Source organism: Pseudomonas sp. HN2 (genome assembly GCF_020736465.1).
Lineage (GTDB): Bacteria > Pseudomonadota > Gammaproteobacteria > Pseudomonadales > Pseudomonadaceae > Aquipseudomonas > Aquipseudomonas moraviensis_A.
Map to the genome: position 1 here is coordinate 1,706,571 of NZ_CP085885.1, position 15,018 is coordinate 1,721,588.

At 59.8% G+C, this 15,018-nt stretch carries 14 protein-coding genes; 12 read left to right on the plus strand and 2 right to left on the minus strand.

From position 1 onward, the window contains the following. The first annotated feature begins 3 nt into the window (after nucleotides 1-3). The 12 genes from LIS66_RS07495 to LIS66_RS07550 all read left to right on the plus strand — a co-directional run bounded on the left by LIS66_RS07495 (nucleotide 4) and on the right by LIS66_RS07550 (nucleotide 10,029). A complete protein-coding gene (locus LIS66_RS07495; RefSeq protein WP_290127607.1) occupies nucleotides 4-1,707 on the plus strand; it encodes an ATP-binding SpoIIE family protein phosphatase in 1,704 nt (567 codons plus the stop codon). Between the two features lie 30 nt (nucleotides 1,708-1,737). Continuing rightward, nucleotides 1,738-2,085, plus strand: coding sequence for an Hpt domain-containing protein (locus LIS66_RS07500; protein WP_227973916.1), 348 nt, complete (start codon nucleotides 1,738-1,740; stop codon nucleotides 2,083-2,085). Nucleotides 2,086-2,190: 105 nt separating this feature from the next. Further along, nucleotides 2,191-3,558: a flagellar hook-length control protein FliK gene (locus LIS66_RS07505; RefSeq protein ID WP_227973917.1), complete on the plus strand. Its 1,368-nt coding sequence runs from the start codon at nucleotides 2,191-2,193 to the stop codon at nucleotides 3,556-3,558. 213 nt (nucleotides 3,559-3,771) lie between these two features. Continuing rightward, complete coding sequence (fliL, locus tag LIS66_RS07510) at nucleotides 3,772-4,275, plus strand: flagellar basal body-associated protein FliL (RefSeq protein WP_016771071.1); 504 nt, start codon at nucleotides 3,772-3,774, stop codon at nucleotides 4,273-4,275. Between the two features lie 9 nt (nucleotides 4,276-4,284). Further along, nucleotides 4,285-5,253: a flagellar motor switch protein FliM gene (gene fliM, locus LIS66_RS07515; RefSeq protein ID WP_003222890.1), complete on the plus strand. Its 969-nt coding sequence runs from the start codon at nucleotides 4,285-4,287 to the stop codon at nucleotides 5,251-5,253. Between the two features lie 55 nt (nucleotides 5,254-5,308). Further along, nucleotides 5,309-5,767, plus strand: coding sequence for a flagellar motor switch protein FliN (gene fliN / locus LIS66_RS07520; RefSeq protein WP_416220742.1), 459 nt, complete (start codon nucleotides 5,309-5,311; stop codon nucleotides 5,765-5,767). Beyond that, a complete protein-coding gene (fliO, locus tag LIS66_RS07525) occupies nucleotides 5,768-6,220 on the plus strand; it encodes a flagellar biosynthetic protein FliO (RefSeq protein WP_039761190.1) in 453 nt (150 codons plus the stop codon). It begins immediately after the preceding gene. Further along, nucleotides 6,220-6,978: a flagellar type III secretion system pore protein FliP gene (gene fliP, locus LIS66_RS07530; protein ID WP_042607538.1), complete on the plus strand. Its 759-nt coding sequence runs from the start codon at nucleotides 6,220-6,222 to the stop codon at nucleotides 6,976-6,978. The genes fliO and fliP overlap by 1 nt, the downstream gene beginning before the upstream one ends. Next, the gene (gene fliQ / locus LIS66_RS07535) at nucleotides 6,975-7,244 is read left to right on the plus strand and encodes a flagellar biosynthesis protein FliQ (protein WP_016771067.1); all 270 of its coding nucleotides are present in this window, start codon (nucleotides 6,975-6,977) and stop codon (nucleotides 7,242-7,244) included. Before fliP ends, fliQ begins: the two co-directional genes overlap by 4 nt. 3 nt (nucleotides 7,245-7,247) lie before the next feature. After that, nucleotides 7,248-8,033: a flagellar biosynthetic protein FliR gene (fliR, locus tag LIS66_RS07540; protein WP_064362059.1), complete on the plus strand. Its 786-nt coding sequence runs from the start codon at nucleotides 7,248-7,250 to the stop codon at nucleotides 8,031-8,033. Between the two features lie 3 nt (nucleotides 8,034-8,036). Then, the gene (gene flhB, locus LIS66_RS07545; RefSeq protein WP_039761196.1) at nucleotides 8,037-9,176 is read left to right on the plus strand and encodes a flagellar biosynthesis protein FlhB; all 1,140 of its coding nucleotides are present in this window, start codon (nucleotides 8,037-8,039) and stop codon (nucleotides 9,174-9,176) included. A gap of 178 nt (nucleotides 9,177-9,354) precedes the next feature. Next, a complete protein-coding gene (locus tag LIS66_RS07550) occupies nucleotides 9,355-10,029 on the plus strand; it encodes a hypothetical protein (protein ID WP_227973919.1) in 675 nt (224 codons plus the stop codon). 186 nt (nucleotides 10,030-10,215) lie between these two features. On the opposite strand, the gene LIS66_RS07555 is transcribed toward LIS66_RS07550, so the two are convergent. Both LIS66_RS07555 and LIS66_RS07560 read right to left on the minus strand, forming a co-directional pair. Then, entirely contained in the window at nucleotides 10,216-10,575 is a 360-nt protein-coding gene (locus LIS66_RS07555; RefSeq protein WP_042607541.1) for a DUF6124 family protein, read from the minus strand. Nucleotides 10,576-11,117: 542 nt separating this feature from the next. Further along, on the minus strand, nucleotides 11,118-14,447 hold the full coding sequence (locus tag LIS66_RS07560) for a hypothetical protein (RefSeq protein WP_227973920.1): 3,330 nt from the start codon (nucleotides 14,445-14,447) through the stop codon (nucleotides 11,118-11,120). Between the last annotated feature and the right edge of the window lie 571 nt (nucleotides 14,448-15,018).

The following is a 15,018-nucleotide window of genomic DNA, read 5'->3' on the forward strand; positions in this document are numbered from 1 at the left end:
CCCATGCAGGCGCAAGAGCCGCTGACCATTCTCATCGCCGAAGACAGCGCCGCCGACCGGTTGCTGCTGTCGACCATCGTCCGTCGTCAGGGCCATCAGGTACTGACGGCCGCCAACGGTGCTGAAGCGGTCGATACGTTCCAAAAGCAGCAACCCGATCTGGTGCTGATGGATGCGCTGATGCCGGTGATGGACGGCTTTGAAGCGGCGCGGCAGATCAAGGCGCTGGCGGGCGAAGCGCTGGTGCCAATCATTTTTCTTACCTCGCTGACCGAGAGCGAAGCGCTGGCCCGTTGTCTTGAGGCCGGCGGCGACGATTTTCTGGCGAAGCCGTACAACCAGGTGATCCTGGCCGCCAAAATCAAGGCGATGGATCGCTTGCGCCGGCTGCAGGCGACGGTTCTGCAGCAGCGCGACTTGATCGCCAGACATCACGACTATTTGCTCAACGAACAGCGCGTGGCCAAAGCGGTGTTCGACAAGGTTGCGCATTCTGGCTGCCTGAGTGCGCCGAACATCCGTTACCTGCAATCGCCGTACGCACTGTTCAACGGCGATTTGTTGCTGGCGGCCTACACGCCGGCCGGTGACATGCACGTCATGCTCGGCGATTTCACCGGGCATGGCTTGCCGGCGGCAGTCGGCGCGATGCCTCTGGCCGAAGTGTTCTACGGCATGACCGCCAAGGGCTACGGTCTGGCCGAAACCCTGCGCGAGATGAACGCCAAGCTCAAGCGCATCCTACCGGTGGACATGTTCTGCTGCGCCACGTTGCTCTGTCTGAGTTTCCAGAGCCGCTCGGTGGAGGTGTGGAACGGCGGCATGCCCGACGGTTACTTGCACCGCATGGCGAGTGGCGAGCGCGTGCCGCTGCCAGCGCGGCATTTACCGTTGGGAATTCTCAGTGCGCAGGCCTTCGATGACCGTACGGATGTGTATCCGATGGCCGTTGATGATCGGGTGTTTCTGTTATCGGACGGGGTGATCGATACCTGCGATGCCAATGACCAGTTGTTCGGTGTCGAGCGTTTGCAGCAGGTCTTTGCCGCCAATAGCGAGCCGGATCGGCTGTTCGAGGACATCGAGCAGGCGTTGCGCGATTTTCGCGGACAGGCCCGTGATGACGTGAGCATGGTCGAGGTCAGCCTGCTCGAGTCGACGCAGGCCCACGGCGCGGCACCGGTGTATTCCGACAGCGGCCAGTCGTGCCCGCTGGACTGGTCGGCCAGTTTCGAGTTTCGCGGTGCCACGCTCAGGCGCTTCAATCCGCTGCCATTTCTCTTGCAGTTGTTGCTTGAGGTGCACGGCCTGCGCTCGCAAAGCGGAGCCATGTACAGCGTACTCGCCGAGTTGTATTCCAATGCGCTGGAGCATGGCGTGCTCGGGCTCGATTCCAGCCTCAAGCGCGATGCGGCCGGGTTTGCCCGCTACTACGAAATGCGTGCGGCACGCCTGGAGGCGCTGCAGGAGGGTTTCGTGCGGGTGCATCTGCAGGTGCAACCGCGAGGCAAGGGCGGGCGTCTGGTCATCCGGGTCGAGGACAGCGGCAAGGGTTTCGATGTGGCGCGGGTCATGCAGCGGCCTCTGGACAATGTCCGCCTGTCGGGACGCGGCATCAGCCTGGTTCGGCAACTGGGGCACAACGCCAGCTGGTCGGACCAAGGTCGTAGTGCCAGCGTGGAGTTTTTCTGGGAGATTGAGGCATAATCCGCCCATTCTTGATCAAGGAGTGAGCAAGTGACTGACCCAAGTGTAGATCGCGACGTTCTCGATACCTTGCGCGAGGTAATGGAGGGCGATTATCCAGAGCTTCTGGATACTTTTCTGAATGACTCTGAGGAGCGCTTGAGCAACTTGCGCGCAACCAAAGACGCCGATCAGCTAATGAGTTGTGCCCACAGTTTCAAAGGCAGCGCCTGCAACATGGGCGCGGTCCGACTCGCTGAGTTGTGCCAGGACCTGGAGTCGAATGCCAAGGACAAAAGCCCGGAAGCACTCGCTCAGCTGGTTGCCGACATCCATTCCGAGTTCGCCGACGTACGCCCCGTGTACGAAGACGAAAAGCACCACGCCCATACCCACTGAAGCCGCCTTCCGGCGTTTTTCGCAAGTGCCTGGCCAAACTGGCCCGGCACTTGCAGTCATCTTGCTCAACTGTACCTACGATCCCAGTGCAGCGGAGACCGTGTCATGCCTGCGACCCCCAACATTCTTCTTCAGACCGCCGCCCAGGCCAAGGCGCAAGCCGCCTCTGCCAAATCGTCGGCAATGGCCGCAGACGCCGGGGACAAGGCTTCGAGCTTCGCCAAAGTGTTCGCCAATCAAGCGCCGGCCAAGCCTGCCGCCAGCGCCGATAATTCAGTCAAACCGGCACGCGACAAGGTCGCTGACAACAGCGGCAAAAAGGATATCGGCAAAGATCAGTCTGCCGCGCCCGAGCCAGCAGTTGCCGATAGCGGCAAAGCGTTGCCTGCGGACAAAGCGGCGGCGAGTGACGACGCAGCTGCCACTGCCGATGACACCGCTGAAACCGCACAAACCCCTGTGGTCGATACCGCGCCTGTAGACCCGGCGCTGGATCCAGCCCTGGCTCAAGTCGTCCAGCCATTGGTCGCCGCGCCTGTCGTGCAAACCCCGGTAGTCGCAACGCCAGCTCAGCCGGAAGCTGAAACGCCTGCTTTGGCCGCCGTGCCGGGCATGGTCAAAGATCCGGCGGCTACCGACAGCGATTTCGACCCCTCGGCCGACCCGCTCGACTCGATGCCGGCCGTGCGCATGGCGATGGAGCAGGGCGGGCATATTTCTGCCGCCAGTCAGGCACAACCGAAAGCCTCTCCCGCCCAGGCTCAGGCCGACGGCGAATTGTCCGCTGCGCAGAACTTTGCCGCCGGCATGGCCAGCATGCTTGACGTCCAGGCCGACAAGGACAGCACCAGCCAAGGTGGCGAAAAAGCCTTCAGCGGGCTGATCGATGATGGTCTGAAAGATCTGAAATCAACCACCAGCGATACCCGCGTCGACGACTTCGCCAACCGTCTGGCGGCACTGACCCAGGCCGCTACGCCAAAAACCGCGAATGCGCTGCCGGTGAATCAGCCGATCGCCATGCACCAGAGCGGCTGGACTGAAGAAGTGGTCAACCGCGTCATGTATCTGTCCAGCGTCAACCTGAAGGCCGCCGATATTCAGTTGCAACCGGCTGAACTGGGGCGCCTGGATATCCGCGTGAACATGGTTCCCGATCAGCAGACCCAGGTGACCTTCATGAGCGCGCACCCGAGCGTGCGTGAAGCGCTCGACAGCCAGATGCATCGCCTGCGCGACATGTTCAACCAGCAGGGCATGGGCCAGGTCGACGTCAACGTTTCCGACCAGAACCGTGGCTGGCAGGGCCAGCAAGGTCAGGAACAGGCGCAGCAGGGCCACACCGGACGCACCAGCGCCGCCGGCGGGCGTCTGGATTCGGCGGATGAAGAATTGGCACCGGCCACTGTGGCTGAAGTGGCGGCGCAGACCACCAGCGTCATCGGTACCAGCGCGGTCGACTATTACGCCTGATAAAGCACAGCCCCCCCTGTAGGAGTGAGCCTGCTCGCGATTGCGGTGTGTCAGTTAGCGGACTCGTTGACTGACACACCGCAATCGCGAGCAGGCTCACTCCTACATTTGTTTTATGTCGCCCTCCCTTCAGCCTCCGACACTTCTGGCATAACACTTGCTCTTGCCTTGCCGTGCGACTGTGAAACCCCCGATTAGTGACGGATTATTGGCATGGCGAAGAGCGAAGCTGCAGCAGTAAAAGACCCCGCAACCAAAGGCAAACTTAAGCTGATCATCGTGATCGTGCTGGCGTTGCTGGTGGCCATTGGTGCATCCGTCGGGGCGACCTGGTTCTTCATGCACGGCGCCCAGAGCAAGCCTGCCGAGGCCGCTGAAGCAGCGCCGGTCGGCAAACAGGCAGCGATTTTCGAGCCGATGGCGCCAGCCTTCGTTGCCAACTACAACCAGAACGGCCGTCAGCGCTACATGCAGGTGAGCATCACCATGCTGGCGCGTAACCAGGCCGATCTGGACGCGCTCAAAGTGCACATGCCGGTTATCCGCAACAACCTGGTGATGCTCTTCTCCGGTCAGGATTTCGCCACACTGGCGACCCCGGTCGGCCAGGAGATGTTGCGCCAGAAGGCCACCGCCAGCGTCCAGGAAGTGGCGCAGAAAGAGCTGGGCAAAGTGGTTATCGAACAGTTGCTTTTCACTAATTTCGTACTGCAGTAGGAACACGACATGGCCGTGCAGGATCTGCTGTCCCAGGATGAAATCGATGCGCTGTTGCATGGCGTCGATGATGGTCTGGTACAGACCGATAATGCTGCCGAACCCGGCAGTGTCAAAAGCTACGACCTGACCAGCCAGGATCGCATCGTCCGTGGACGCATGCCGACGCTGGAAATGATCAACGAGCGTTTCGCCCGCTACACCCGCATCAGCATGTTCAACATGCTGCGCCGCTCGGCGGACGTTGCCGTCGGTGGCGTGCAGGTGATGAAGTTCGGCGAATACGTGCACTCGCTGTACGTGCCGACCAGCCTCAATCTGGTCAAGATCAAACCGCTGCGCGGCACTGCGCTGTTCATCCTCGACGCCAAACTGGTGTTCAAACTGGTGGACAACTTCTTCGGCGGCGACGGCCGTCACGCCAAAATCGAAGGGCGTGAATTCACCCCGACCGAACTGCGCGTGGTGCGCATGGTTCTCGAGCAGGCCTTCGTCGATCTGAAGGAAGCCTGGCAGGCGATCATGGAAGTCAATTTCGAGTACATCAACTCGGAAGTGAACCCGGCCATGGCCAACATCGTCGGCCCGAGCGAAGCGATTGTCGTCTCCACCTTCCACATCGAACTCGATGGCGGTGGCGGCGACCTGCACGTGACCATGCCGTACTCGATGATCGAGCCGGTGCGGGAAATGCTCGACGCCGGTTTCCAGTCCGACCTCGACGATCAGGACGAGCGCTGGGTCAATGCCCTGCGCCAGGATGTGCTCGATGTCGACGTGCCCATCGGTGCCACCGTGGCCCGCCGCCAGTTGAAGCTGCGCGACATCCTGCACATGCAACCGGGCGATGTGATCCCGGTCGAGATGCCGGAAGACATGATCATGCGCGCCAACGGCGTGCCGGCCTTCAAGGTCAAGATGGGCTCGCACAAAGGCAACCTCGCGTTGCAAGTGATCGAGCCGATCGAGCGTCGCTGAGGCGGCGCCTTTCACCCCCGTATTTAACCGAATTGTTGCCCGCCGAGGACACATGATGAACGACGATATGAACGCGCAGGACGATCAGGCACTGGCCGATGAATGGGCTGCGGCCCTGGAAGAAACCGGTGACGCCGGCCAGGCTGACATCGATGCACTGCTGGCCGCCGACGCCGGCACTTCCAGCTCCAACCGTCTGTCGATGGAAGAGTTCGGCAGCGTGCCGAAGAACAACGATCCGGTGACCCTCGACGGTCCGAACCTGGACGTGATCCTCGATATTCCGGTGTCGATTTCCATGGAAGTCGGCAGTACCGACATCAACATCCGCAACCTGCTGCAACTCAACCAGGGTTCGGTGATCGAGCTCGATCGTCTGGCCGGTGAGCCGCTCGACGTGCTGGTCAACGGCACCTTGATCGCCCACGGCGAAGTAGTGGTGGTCAACGAGAAGTTCGGCATCCGCCTGACCGACGTGATCAGCCCAAGCGAACGCATCAAGAAGCTGCGCTGAGTGAAAAGGTTTCTCTGGGTTCTGCTGGCATTGCCGTTGAGCGTGCTGGCGGTCGAGCCGAGTGCAACCACGGCTGCGCCTGCCGCCACCGCGCCAATGGTCAACAGCGGCGTGGCCGGGCAGTTGACGCAACTGGTGTTCGGTTTGCTGCTGGTGCTGGGCTTGATCTTCTTCCTCGCCTGGCTGCTGCGCCGCGTGCAGCAGGCAGGGCCGGCGGGCAAGGGGCAGGTGATCGAGTTGATCGGTTCGCGCGCGCTCGGCCCACGTGACCGATTGATGCTGGTGCAGGTCGGCAATGAGCAGATCCTGCTCGGCCTCAGCCCCGGCACCATCACCGCGCTGCATGTGCTCAAGGAACCGGTCGAAGTCCCCTCCGCCAGTGAAAAAGCGACGCCGGAATTTGCTCAGCATCTGCTGAAAATTCTCGGCAAGGATCAGAAGGATACGAAGTAATGGGTGCGCTCCGCATCGTCTTGACGCTGGTCCTGTTGCTGGCCGCGCCGCTGGCGTTGGCTGCCGATCCGTTGTCGATCCCGGCGATTACGCTGGGCACCAATGCCGACGGCGCGCAGGAATATTCGGTCAGTCTGCAGATCCTGCTGATCATGACCGCGCTGAGCTTTATTCCGGCGGCGGTCATTCTGATGACCAGTTTCACGCGGATCATCATCGTCTTCTCGATCCTGCGTCAGGCCCTCGGTCTGCAACAGACGCCGTCGAACCAGATCCTCACCGGCATGGCGCTGTTCCTGACGCTGTTCATCATGGCGCCGGTGTTCGACCGGGTGAACAACGACGCATTGCAACCGTATCTGGCGGAGACCCTCACTGCGCAGCAAGCGGTGGAAAAGGCTCAGGTGCCGATCAAGGACTTCATGCTCGCGCAGACCCGCACCAGCGATCTGGAGCTGTTCATGCGCCTGTCCAAGCGCACCGACATCGCCACCCCGGATCAGGCGCCGCTGACCATCCTGGTGCCGGCGTTCGTGACTTCCGAACTTAAAACCGCGTTCCAGATTGGCTTCATGATCTTCATCCCGTTCCTGATCATCGACCTCGTCGTGGCGAGCGTGCTGATGGCCATGGGTATGATGATGCTCTCGCCGCTGATCATCTCGTTGCCTTTCAAGATCATGCTGTTCGTGCTGGTGGATGGCTGGGCGCTGATCATCGGCACCCTGGCCAGCAGTTTTGGAGGTGTTTCGCCATGACGCCGGAAGTCGCGGTCGATATCTTTCGTGAAGCGCTGTGGCTGACCACCATGATGGTCGCCATCCTGGTGGTGCCGAGCCTTTTGGTCGGCCTGCTGGTGTCGATGTTCCAGGCCGCCACGCAGATCAACGAACAGACCCTGAGCTTCCTGCCGCGTCTTCTGGTGATGCTGGTGACCCTGATCATCGGCGGTCCGTGGATCGTGCAGACGTTCATGGAATACATCATCCAGCTGTACAAAAACATCCCGATGGTCATCGGCTAAGCCATGCAGTCGCTGCTTCAGTTGACCGACACCCAGATCAGCACTTGGGTGGCGTCGTTCATGTTGCCGCTGTTTCGCGTGGCGTCGATGCTGATGGTCATGCCGGTGTTCGGCACCACCCTGATCCCGCGCCGCGTGCGCCTGTATTTCGCCGTGGCGATCACCGTGGTCATCACCCCGGCGCTACCGCCGATGCCCGCCGTCAGCCCGCTTGACCTCAGTGGCCTGCTGTTGATCGGCGAGCAGATTCTGGTCGGCGCCGTGCTCGGATTTTCCCTGCAACTGTTCTTCCAGGCCTTTGCCGTTGCCGGGCAGATTGTCGCGGTGCAGATGGGTATGGGCTTCGCTTCGATGATCGACCCTACCAACGGCGTTTCGGTGGCGGTGATCGGTCAGTTCTTCACCATGCTGGTGACGCTGCTCTTCCTGTCGATGAACGGCCACCTGGTGGTGTTCGAAGTCCTGACTGAAAGCTTCACCACGCTGCCGGTCGGCGGCGGTCTGATGGTTGAGCATTACTGGGAGCTGGCCGGCAAACTCGGCTGGGTGCTTGGCGCCGCGTTGCTGCTGGTGCTGCCAGCGATCACCGCGTTGCTTGTGGTCAACATCGCCTTCGGCGTGATGACCCGCGCCGCGCCGCAACTGAATATCTTCTCGATCGGTTTTCCGCTGACCATGGTGCTCGGCCTGTTCATCGTCTGGGTGGGTCTGGCGGACATTCTCAACCAGTATCAACCGCTGGCCAGCGAGGCCTTGCAGTTGCTACGCGAACTGGCACGGGCGCGCTGAGTCATGGCAGAGAGCGAAAGCGGTCAGGACAAAACAGAAGACCCCACGGACAAACGTAAAAAGGATGCCCGAGAGAAGGGTGAGATTGCCCGTTCCAAAGAGCTCAACACCCTTGCGGTGATGATGGCCGGTGCCGCTGCGCTGCTGATTTTTGGCGGCATGCTCGCGCAAGAACTGATGGACGTGATGCGCCTGAACTTCACCCTGTCCCGTGAAGTGGTCATGGACCAGGGCGCCATGGGCCGTTTTCTGTTGGAGTCAGGGTTGATTGCCTTGCTGGCGATTCAGCCAGTCATGATCACCCTGTTGCTCGCCGCCGTGATCGGCCCGATCTCGCTCGGTGGCTGGCTGTTCGCCGCAAGCTCCCTGGCACCCAAATTCAGCCGGATGAACCCGGCCGCCGGCCTCAAGCGCATGTTTTCGTTCAAGGCTGTGGTCGAACTGCTCAAGGCACTGGCGAAGTTTCTGATTACCCTGGGCGTGGCGTTGGTGGTGCTGTCCGCCGACGTCGATGACTTTCTGCGCATTGCCCACGAGCCACTGGACATGGCGATCATCCACAGCGTTTTGCTGGTGGGCTGGAGCACGCTGTGGCTGGCCTGCGGCCTGATCATCATCGCCGCCGTCGACGTGCCGGTGCAGCTTTGGGAAGCGCACAAGAAACTGCTGATGACCAAGCAGGAAGTGCGCGACGAACACAAGGATCAGGAAGGCCGCCCCGAGGTCAAGCAGCGCATCCGCCAGACCCAGCGCGAAATGTCCCAGCGGCGGATGATGGCGGCGATCCCCGAAGCCGATGTGGTCATCACCAACCCGACCCACTACGCCGTCGCCCTCAAGTACGACTCGGAGAAGGGCGGCGCGCCGGTGCTGCTGGCCAAGGGCAGCGACTTCATCGCCCTGAAAATCCGCGAAATCGCCGTCGCCAACAACGTCATGCTCCTCGAATCGCCGGCGTTGGCGCGGTCGATCTACTACTCCACCGAACTGGAGCAGGAAATCCCCGGTGGTCTGTATCTGGCCGTAGCGCAGGTATTGGCTTACGTCTACCAGATCCGCCAACACCAGGCGGGCAAGGGTAAACGGCCGGATCCGCTCAAGGATGATTTGCCGATTCCGCCGGATCTGCGGCGCGATTCCTGACGGTTACCGTCTGTCTGGAAAACCTCTGAACCTGTCAAGTCTGACAGTAGACGGCTGCGCCCGTCGGCGCTCTCATTGCCATGGGAATTCTCCCGGCATTTCCCTGCATTGGTCGCTCTGATCATTTGATGCGAGTACCAGGGAGCGGCGCCTGCATCGGGTTTCAGAGGAAGCAATCATGGCAGACCAGCCCTATATAAAGTTGCAAGGTATGGAGGTTGAATTCGTCTCGGGAGTGTTGGAACAACGTACAGCCGATCGCGCAATCGGTTACACCGTGACTTTCAAGTTGATGCTGGACTTCACCCATTTCAAGCAGATGGCCAACGCCTACAGCGCCAATTACCTGGAGGTGTCGAGCAACGCGATTCGGCCGGAGCTGGAGGGTTTGGCGTACCACAATCACTACAGTGTGATTGGTGGTTCTGCAGGAAAAATCGTCAACAGTGCGATGCTTTTCGAACTCTTCACCGATCCGGATTTGTACCTGGATGGCTGGATCAACGATGAAATGGAGAGGCGATTTGGTAAGCCGGAATTCGTCCTAGAGGGAAGTGCGCTTTTGATGACGGCGCGGCAGGACTTTCGTTGGGAAGATCCGGAGCGCGAAATCAGGATCGAAGACCTCCCCATCATTTGGTTTGATTGGGCACTGACCCTCATAGAGCAGCGGACAAAAGTGTCTTGGGGGCTGCAGGAGCGTACGACGCCGGTATCGGTGGTGACGTTTATGTACACGCAGGACGCGGTCGTCGTTATCGAGGGTACGGAGCTGCTCAAGGGCGCGCGCTATATCAACGGCAAGAATCTCGGTTTCGGCCCGATTACCCCTGAACAGGTTTTAACGGCGTAGTGATCTGCAACCCGCCGCCCCGATTGAAAGGGGGCAGCGGGCTTTTTTTGCCTCAAGGTTTTGTGTTGCGCCTTAGCCAGTATTCGCGCTCCCACGTTGGAAGCCGTTCAACGGTGGGAGCGAGCCTGCTCGCGAAGGCGTCAGAATTGACGCTGGATCAATCAACTGGTGTCCCCAATGCCTGCGTCAACCCGGCAACTCCAGATTATCCAGCACCCGATTAACCGCCAATTCGCCGAGCATGATCAACTGCGCGATGCCCATCAGCGTCCGGCGCTGGGATGGTTTGACCAGTCCGGCGAATTCCTGGGCGATGGTTTTGGCCGAGGCGAGGGTTTCGCAGGCGTTGGCCAGCAGGTCTTCGTTTTTGGTGTCGGCGGTGACGGCGTACATGGCGCGAGGGCTGAAGGGTGGTGGCGTGGAGCCGGGTGGGCAGAGGTAGTGGTCGAGGGCGCGGTCGGCGGCTTGGTGGAGTTTTTTGGAATCGAGGGATTCGTAGGGGGAGGTGGGGTCGGTTTCGGGTGGGTTGGGTGTTGGTTTGATCATGGTGAAGCTCCTTTGAAGTGGAGCCGCTACAACCTGTCGCTAAACAGGAGGGTGGCGGCTGTACGCAGGTTAGCGAACCGGTCAAAGGCACCCGGCAGACCCGAAGGTCTCCCGCATACAGCCACCATGACGAAATCGCGAAAATACAGATCCGCAACGAAGCCTGGAACGCCGATGCACCTTTGACTTGAGTTCGAGTCGCTAAACCCGATCGCTGATTCGTCAGCGACCGCACCACAATAGAACCCGCCCCCAAGGCGCACAAGCCGGCGGATTCTGGCTTGGCTGTAGGCAATGGCGCAAGGATTTGTAGCCTTGAAGGCGTGACTGGAGGTGTCTTTTAAACGCCTGAGTTTAAAAGGCGATTTGCGCTGACTTCACTGGCCCCTTCGCGAGCAAGCTCGCTCCCACATTTGGAATGCGTTTTCCTGTGGGAGTGAGCTTGCTCGCGAAAGGCCACCCCGGTCAGCAAAACAATCTCGATCAAGACCCGCTGCTCAAATCATTGGTTAAATAAATCTGTCCCCCTTTGTTCCTTTGGTTTATATGGTGAATTTAAAATGGTCGATGTATATCGCATTTAGCTGTGTTGATTGGGGTGCTCTTTTAATTGATAGTTTTTTGATTCCGGTCTTGGAAAACAATATCTGGTCGAGAGCTTTGTTATGTACAATTTGCTTTGCTTCTAAGATATTCCCCTGTGAGTCGTAGGTGATGAAGCTTATGTGTTGGGGGAAAGTCGGATCAGAACTGTAGATCCAGAAGCTTACGCTTGAATATGCAATGTTAAACTCATAATTAACCTCCGGATCATCGTAGTAAGAAAAAACCAACATTTTGCCTTCCATTTTGTTTGGAATCTCAGGGCTGCTTAAGGGGTCGAATATATTGGTGTTTCTATTGCCCTTGATTAACCTTAACTTCCCGCTGCGAAGTGTATAAGGAAACCAACTGTTGTTATCGACACCTTCAAAGTCTTCACCTAATTCCAGCACGGTCAGTGTTCTGGCTGCCGATACGGCGCCGGAGCCATACAAAGCCTTGGCGGTAAAGCTGTGCGCTGCCACAGCCAGGGCACTGACGAGCAGCGTCCAGCCACCGGTTGTGGCATGTGCCCTTGCCTGACCTTTGGAGACCGTGCCGTCAAAGATTTCGACCTTCTGGCCTTTGGCGGCAACGCCTCTCAGTGTCACGGTAGTTTCCATCGTAAGGCCGCCGTGAGGGATTTCATCCCCGCTGGGTGAGCCTTTTACCGAATCCAGGGTCGGCACAACGTTTTCGTAGGCCTTGATCCTGTAAGTCCGTAAGGCAAATGTCACGGCCTCTGTCTCGACTTGACTGCCGCCAAAACCTGCCTTGAACTCCAGTTCCAGGTCTCTGCCATCTTCCAGGCTTTGCAAGTCCGGCAGCGGAAATGTGTGGGTGTAAAAACCCTGGTCGATCCACGTCGCATTGGTTTGCGAACCCGGCGGTTGCCAGAAGGTTTTCGAGTAGTCGCCCCCACCTTTTAATGTCCCTTTCGCTTTCAGCCAGACATATTGTCTCAACGCAATATGCGGGTAACTGTTCGCGCGAAGGGTGGCGTTGGTGGTCAATTGACTGACGTCCAACTCCGGCCCTTCGCCTTGTTCGGAGGCCTGCGTGATCAGCGGCCCGGGCAAATCGCTTTGCGCAATGGGCGACACCGCCAGCGCACGAATCCGCGACTCTTTCGGATCCTGGGTGCCGCGCGTAACCGTGTAATCCAGCGTGATGGACTTGGCGAGGTTGAAGGCGAGCACCGAGACGGCCAGCGGTATTTCCTGCGGGCCGACGGTGGTGACGGGCCATGGCTCGGTGGTGTGCGAACCGGCAGCCGGCGTTCCGGGGGCGCCGGTCCAGCGGACGATAATCTTGTCGCCGACGAGCATGCCGTCATAGTTGATCACCGAGGTCAGGGCGTTCTGGGCCTCCAGCGGGTCAAGGCTGGTGTCGTTCGGGGCTTGCTTGATTTTTGGCTCGTTCAGATCCAGCGCCACGCCGACACCGAACTTCAACGGCTCGGCATAACTGGTCCTCCCATCCGCACGCTTGATTTCGTACCTGGCCACCACCGTTCCGCCTTCGTTGCCCTTGATCATCGCGGCCGGGATGGGGAACGGTACTTCCTTACCGGCGGTAAATTCGTTCAGCTTGATCGAGTCGGGATACTCACCGGTGATCGAGCCGACCCAGAACATGAACACTTCATCGCCTTTGACCGTTTCCGTGTAGATGACCGTCGCGGTGGTGCCGGGGGTGTCGGCGGGCAGGACGCCGCCCACCACGCCGGCCACCACCGGTTCGGGCAGTTCCCGGCGTGGTTTGCCGACTCGCAGGATGTCGGTGTGGATCGACTCGCGAATGGCGCGGGAGGCCAGGTACGCGTCCAGCTTGGTGAACGCCGCGCTCGGGATCAGGAGTTGGTAGTAGAACTCCGCCGTGCCGCCGTTGACCGGGGTCAGGTGGTTGCTGTCAATGCTGTACGACAGCGGTTTGGCTGCCACGATGTCGTTGTGGGTGATGGGGCGCGTTGGCAGAGCAGGCAGGTACGGCTTCAGGCCGGAGGTGGTGCCGAGCATGATCGGCTGCAGGACATGGCCTTCGACGAAGGAGGTATCGAATGGAATGTCCATGAGTACCACGTCCAGCGGTGGGTTCAGGGCACCGGAATCCTCGTCCAGCATGATCGGTTCGGCCAGCCGCTGGACTTCGCCGATGGCGCGGATGAATTGGCCGTTGGATATCAGGTCGGCGCTGCCATCGGCTTTTTTCAGGCGGTAAGACACGGTGATCTGGGACTTGGCCAACTGACGCAGCACGGCATTGGGGGCCTTGGTTTCAACAACGCTCGGCACGCTGATCAACGGGAGGCCTGCTATTTCCAGATCAATCGGTGGACCTTCGACCGGCGTGCCCTTGATCTTGATGAACGGGATGTCACCGATTTTGAAGTGGGCATTGTCTGTGGCGACCACTTGCACGGTGCCATCGGCGTCGCCCAATTGGTCGACGTCCAGCACGTTGTTTAGCGCCTCCTTGAGCAACGGCGCGCCCAGCCGGGTCGCATGAACGGCCACCACCACACGCTGTTCAGGACTCCAGTCCTCGGAACGGTTGAAAACCTTGTCGTACACCTCGAACACCACGGCCACTCCGGGGATCCCTGGACCACCGGCATCACCCGCTTCACGGATGATATCTTCTTTGATTTTCACGATGATCGGCGCCGTGCCTTCGGCCTGGTCCTGGGTCAGTGGAGCACTGAGCACGAAGATTCCACCCCAACTCACGCGGCAAATATCGCCGGCCGCGGCGAAGGGATAGGGGGGTGTGCCGTCGGCCTTGCCAATGCTGATGTCCACGCCAGCGGCCACGTTGTTCTTGTGGATGCCGCCGTCAAGAATCTCCTGCGCAATGATCATGATCAGCTTGGAATGGCCGTCGTCACCGTTGTTATCGTGGCCACCCGGGCGCGTCAGCTTGACCAGCACCTGCATGACTTCGGACGGTTGATCTGTGCCGCCCAGCGGCTTGACGGAATAGGACACCGCAAACTCGCCGTCGTCCATGTGCCGCGAAGGCACGAACATGCGCAGTTGCGTATCGACCTCATCCTTGAGGACGGTCTGGGTCAGCACGTTGTGCCCGGTGCCCCAAAATATCGTCAGCCTGTCGCCGCTCGCCATGTTGCCCCACGGCCCCGCCTCGCACCGCAGGCCATGATACGGAAAGTTGTCCAGCGCGGCGGCGATGTTGATACCCCAGACATCGGGATCCTTCGACACCGGGTCCTTGCTGCGACCAGGAATGCCGAGTTCTGCGAGTAGCAGAGGTTTTTGGGGAGTGGACATGGAGACGGCTCCGACGGGAAGTGACGGAACGAGTTAACGCGACTTGGCGTGAATGCACACCTGTCAGACTTGACAGGTGTGCAGTGATATCCGACGAGCGGTCGCCTTTCCGGACGCTGCGCCCGGGAAAGCTTCGTCGGTTGCAAGCGCCTTACGGCGGTGACGGCGTCCATAGATCAGGGCTTAACGGTGGTTGCGTGGAGTCGGGTGGGCAGAGGTAGTTGTCGAGGGGCAGCTATACGCGGGTCGTAGACCGGGACTCTAGAACCGGCAGACCCTGGGGTCTCCCACGTACAGCCGCCATAAAAAAAACGGGTGTTGTGCGTCCAGAGATCGACGGGCTGCGAGACCCCGATCGCTGATTCGTCAGCGGCCGGACAACAATAGAACCCGCCCCCAAGGCGCACAAGCCGGCGGATTCTGGCTTGGGTGTAGGCAATGGCGCCAAGGATTTGTAGCCTCAAAGGCGTGTCCTGAAGTGTCTTTTGAACTCCTCGGTTTAAAGGGCACTTTGTGCTGATTTCACTGGCCCCTTCGCGAGCAGGCTCGCTCCCACAGTCTGGAAGGCATT

What these genes read in the sequence shown, in the direction of transcription:
- LIS66_RS07495 (WP_290127607.1), top strand. Translation starts at nt 4, where the DNA reads ATGCAGGCGCAAGAGCCGCTGACCATTCTCATCGCCGAAGACAGCGCC.
- LIS66_RS07505 (WP_227973917.1), top strand. Translation starts at nt 2,191, where the DNA reads ATGCCTGCGACCCCCAACATTCTTCTTCAGACCGCCGCCCAGGCCAAG.
- fliL (WP_016771071.1), top strand. Translation starts at nt 3,772, where the DNA reads ATGGCGAAGAGCGAAGCTGCAGCAGTAAAAGACCCCGCAACCAAAGGC.
- fliM (WP_003222890.1), top strand. Translation starts at nt 4,285, where the DNA reads ATGGCCGTGCAGGATCTGCTGTCCCAGGATGAAATCGATGCGCTGTTG.
- fliN (WP_416220742.1), top strand. Translation starts at nt 5,309, where the DNA reads ATGAACGACGATATGAACGCGCAGGACGATCAGGCACTGGCCGATGAA.
- fliP (WP_042607538.1), top strand. Translation starts at nt 6,220, where the DNA reads ATGGGTGCGCTCCGCATCGTCTTGACGCTGGTCCTGTTGCTGGCCGCG.
- fliQ (WP_016771067.1), top strand. Translation starts at nt 6,975, where the DNA reads ATGACGCCGGAAGTCGCGGTCGATATCTTTCGTGAAGCGCTGTGGCTG.
- fliR (WP_064362059.1), top strand. Translation starts at nt 7,248, where the DNA reads ATGCAGTCGCTGCTTCAGTTGACCGACACCCAGATCAGCACTTGGGTG.
- flhB (WP_039761196.1), top strand. Translation starts at nt 8,037, where the DNA reads ATGGCAGAGAGCGAAAGCGGTCAGGACAAAACAGAAGACCCCACGGAC.
- LIS66_RS07550 (WP_227973919.1), top strand. Translation starts at nt 9,355, where the DNA reads ATGGCAGACCAGCCCTATATAAAGTTGCAAGGTATGGAGGTTGAATTC.
- LIS66_RS07555 (WP_042607541.1), bottom strand. Translation starts at nt 10,575, where the DNA reads ATGATCAAACCAACACCCAACCCACCCGAAACCGACCCCACCTCCCCC.
- LIS66_RS07560 (WP_227973920.1), bottom strand. Translation starts at nt 14,447, where the DNA reads ATGTCCACTCCCCAAAAACCTCTGCTACTCGCAGAACTCGGCATTCCT.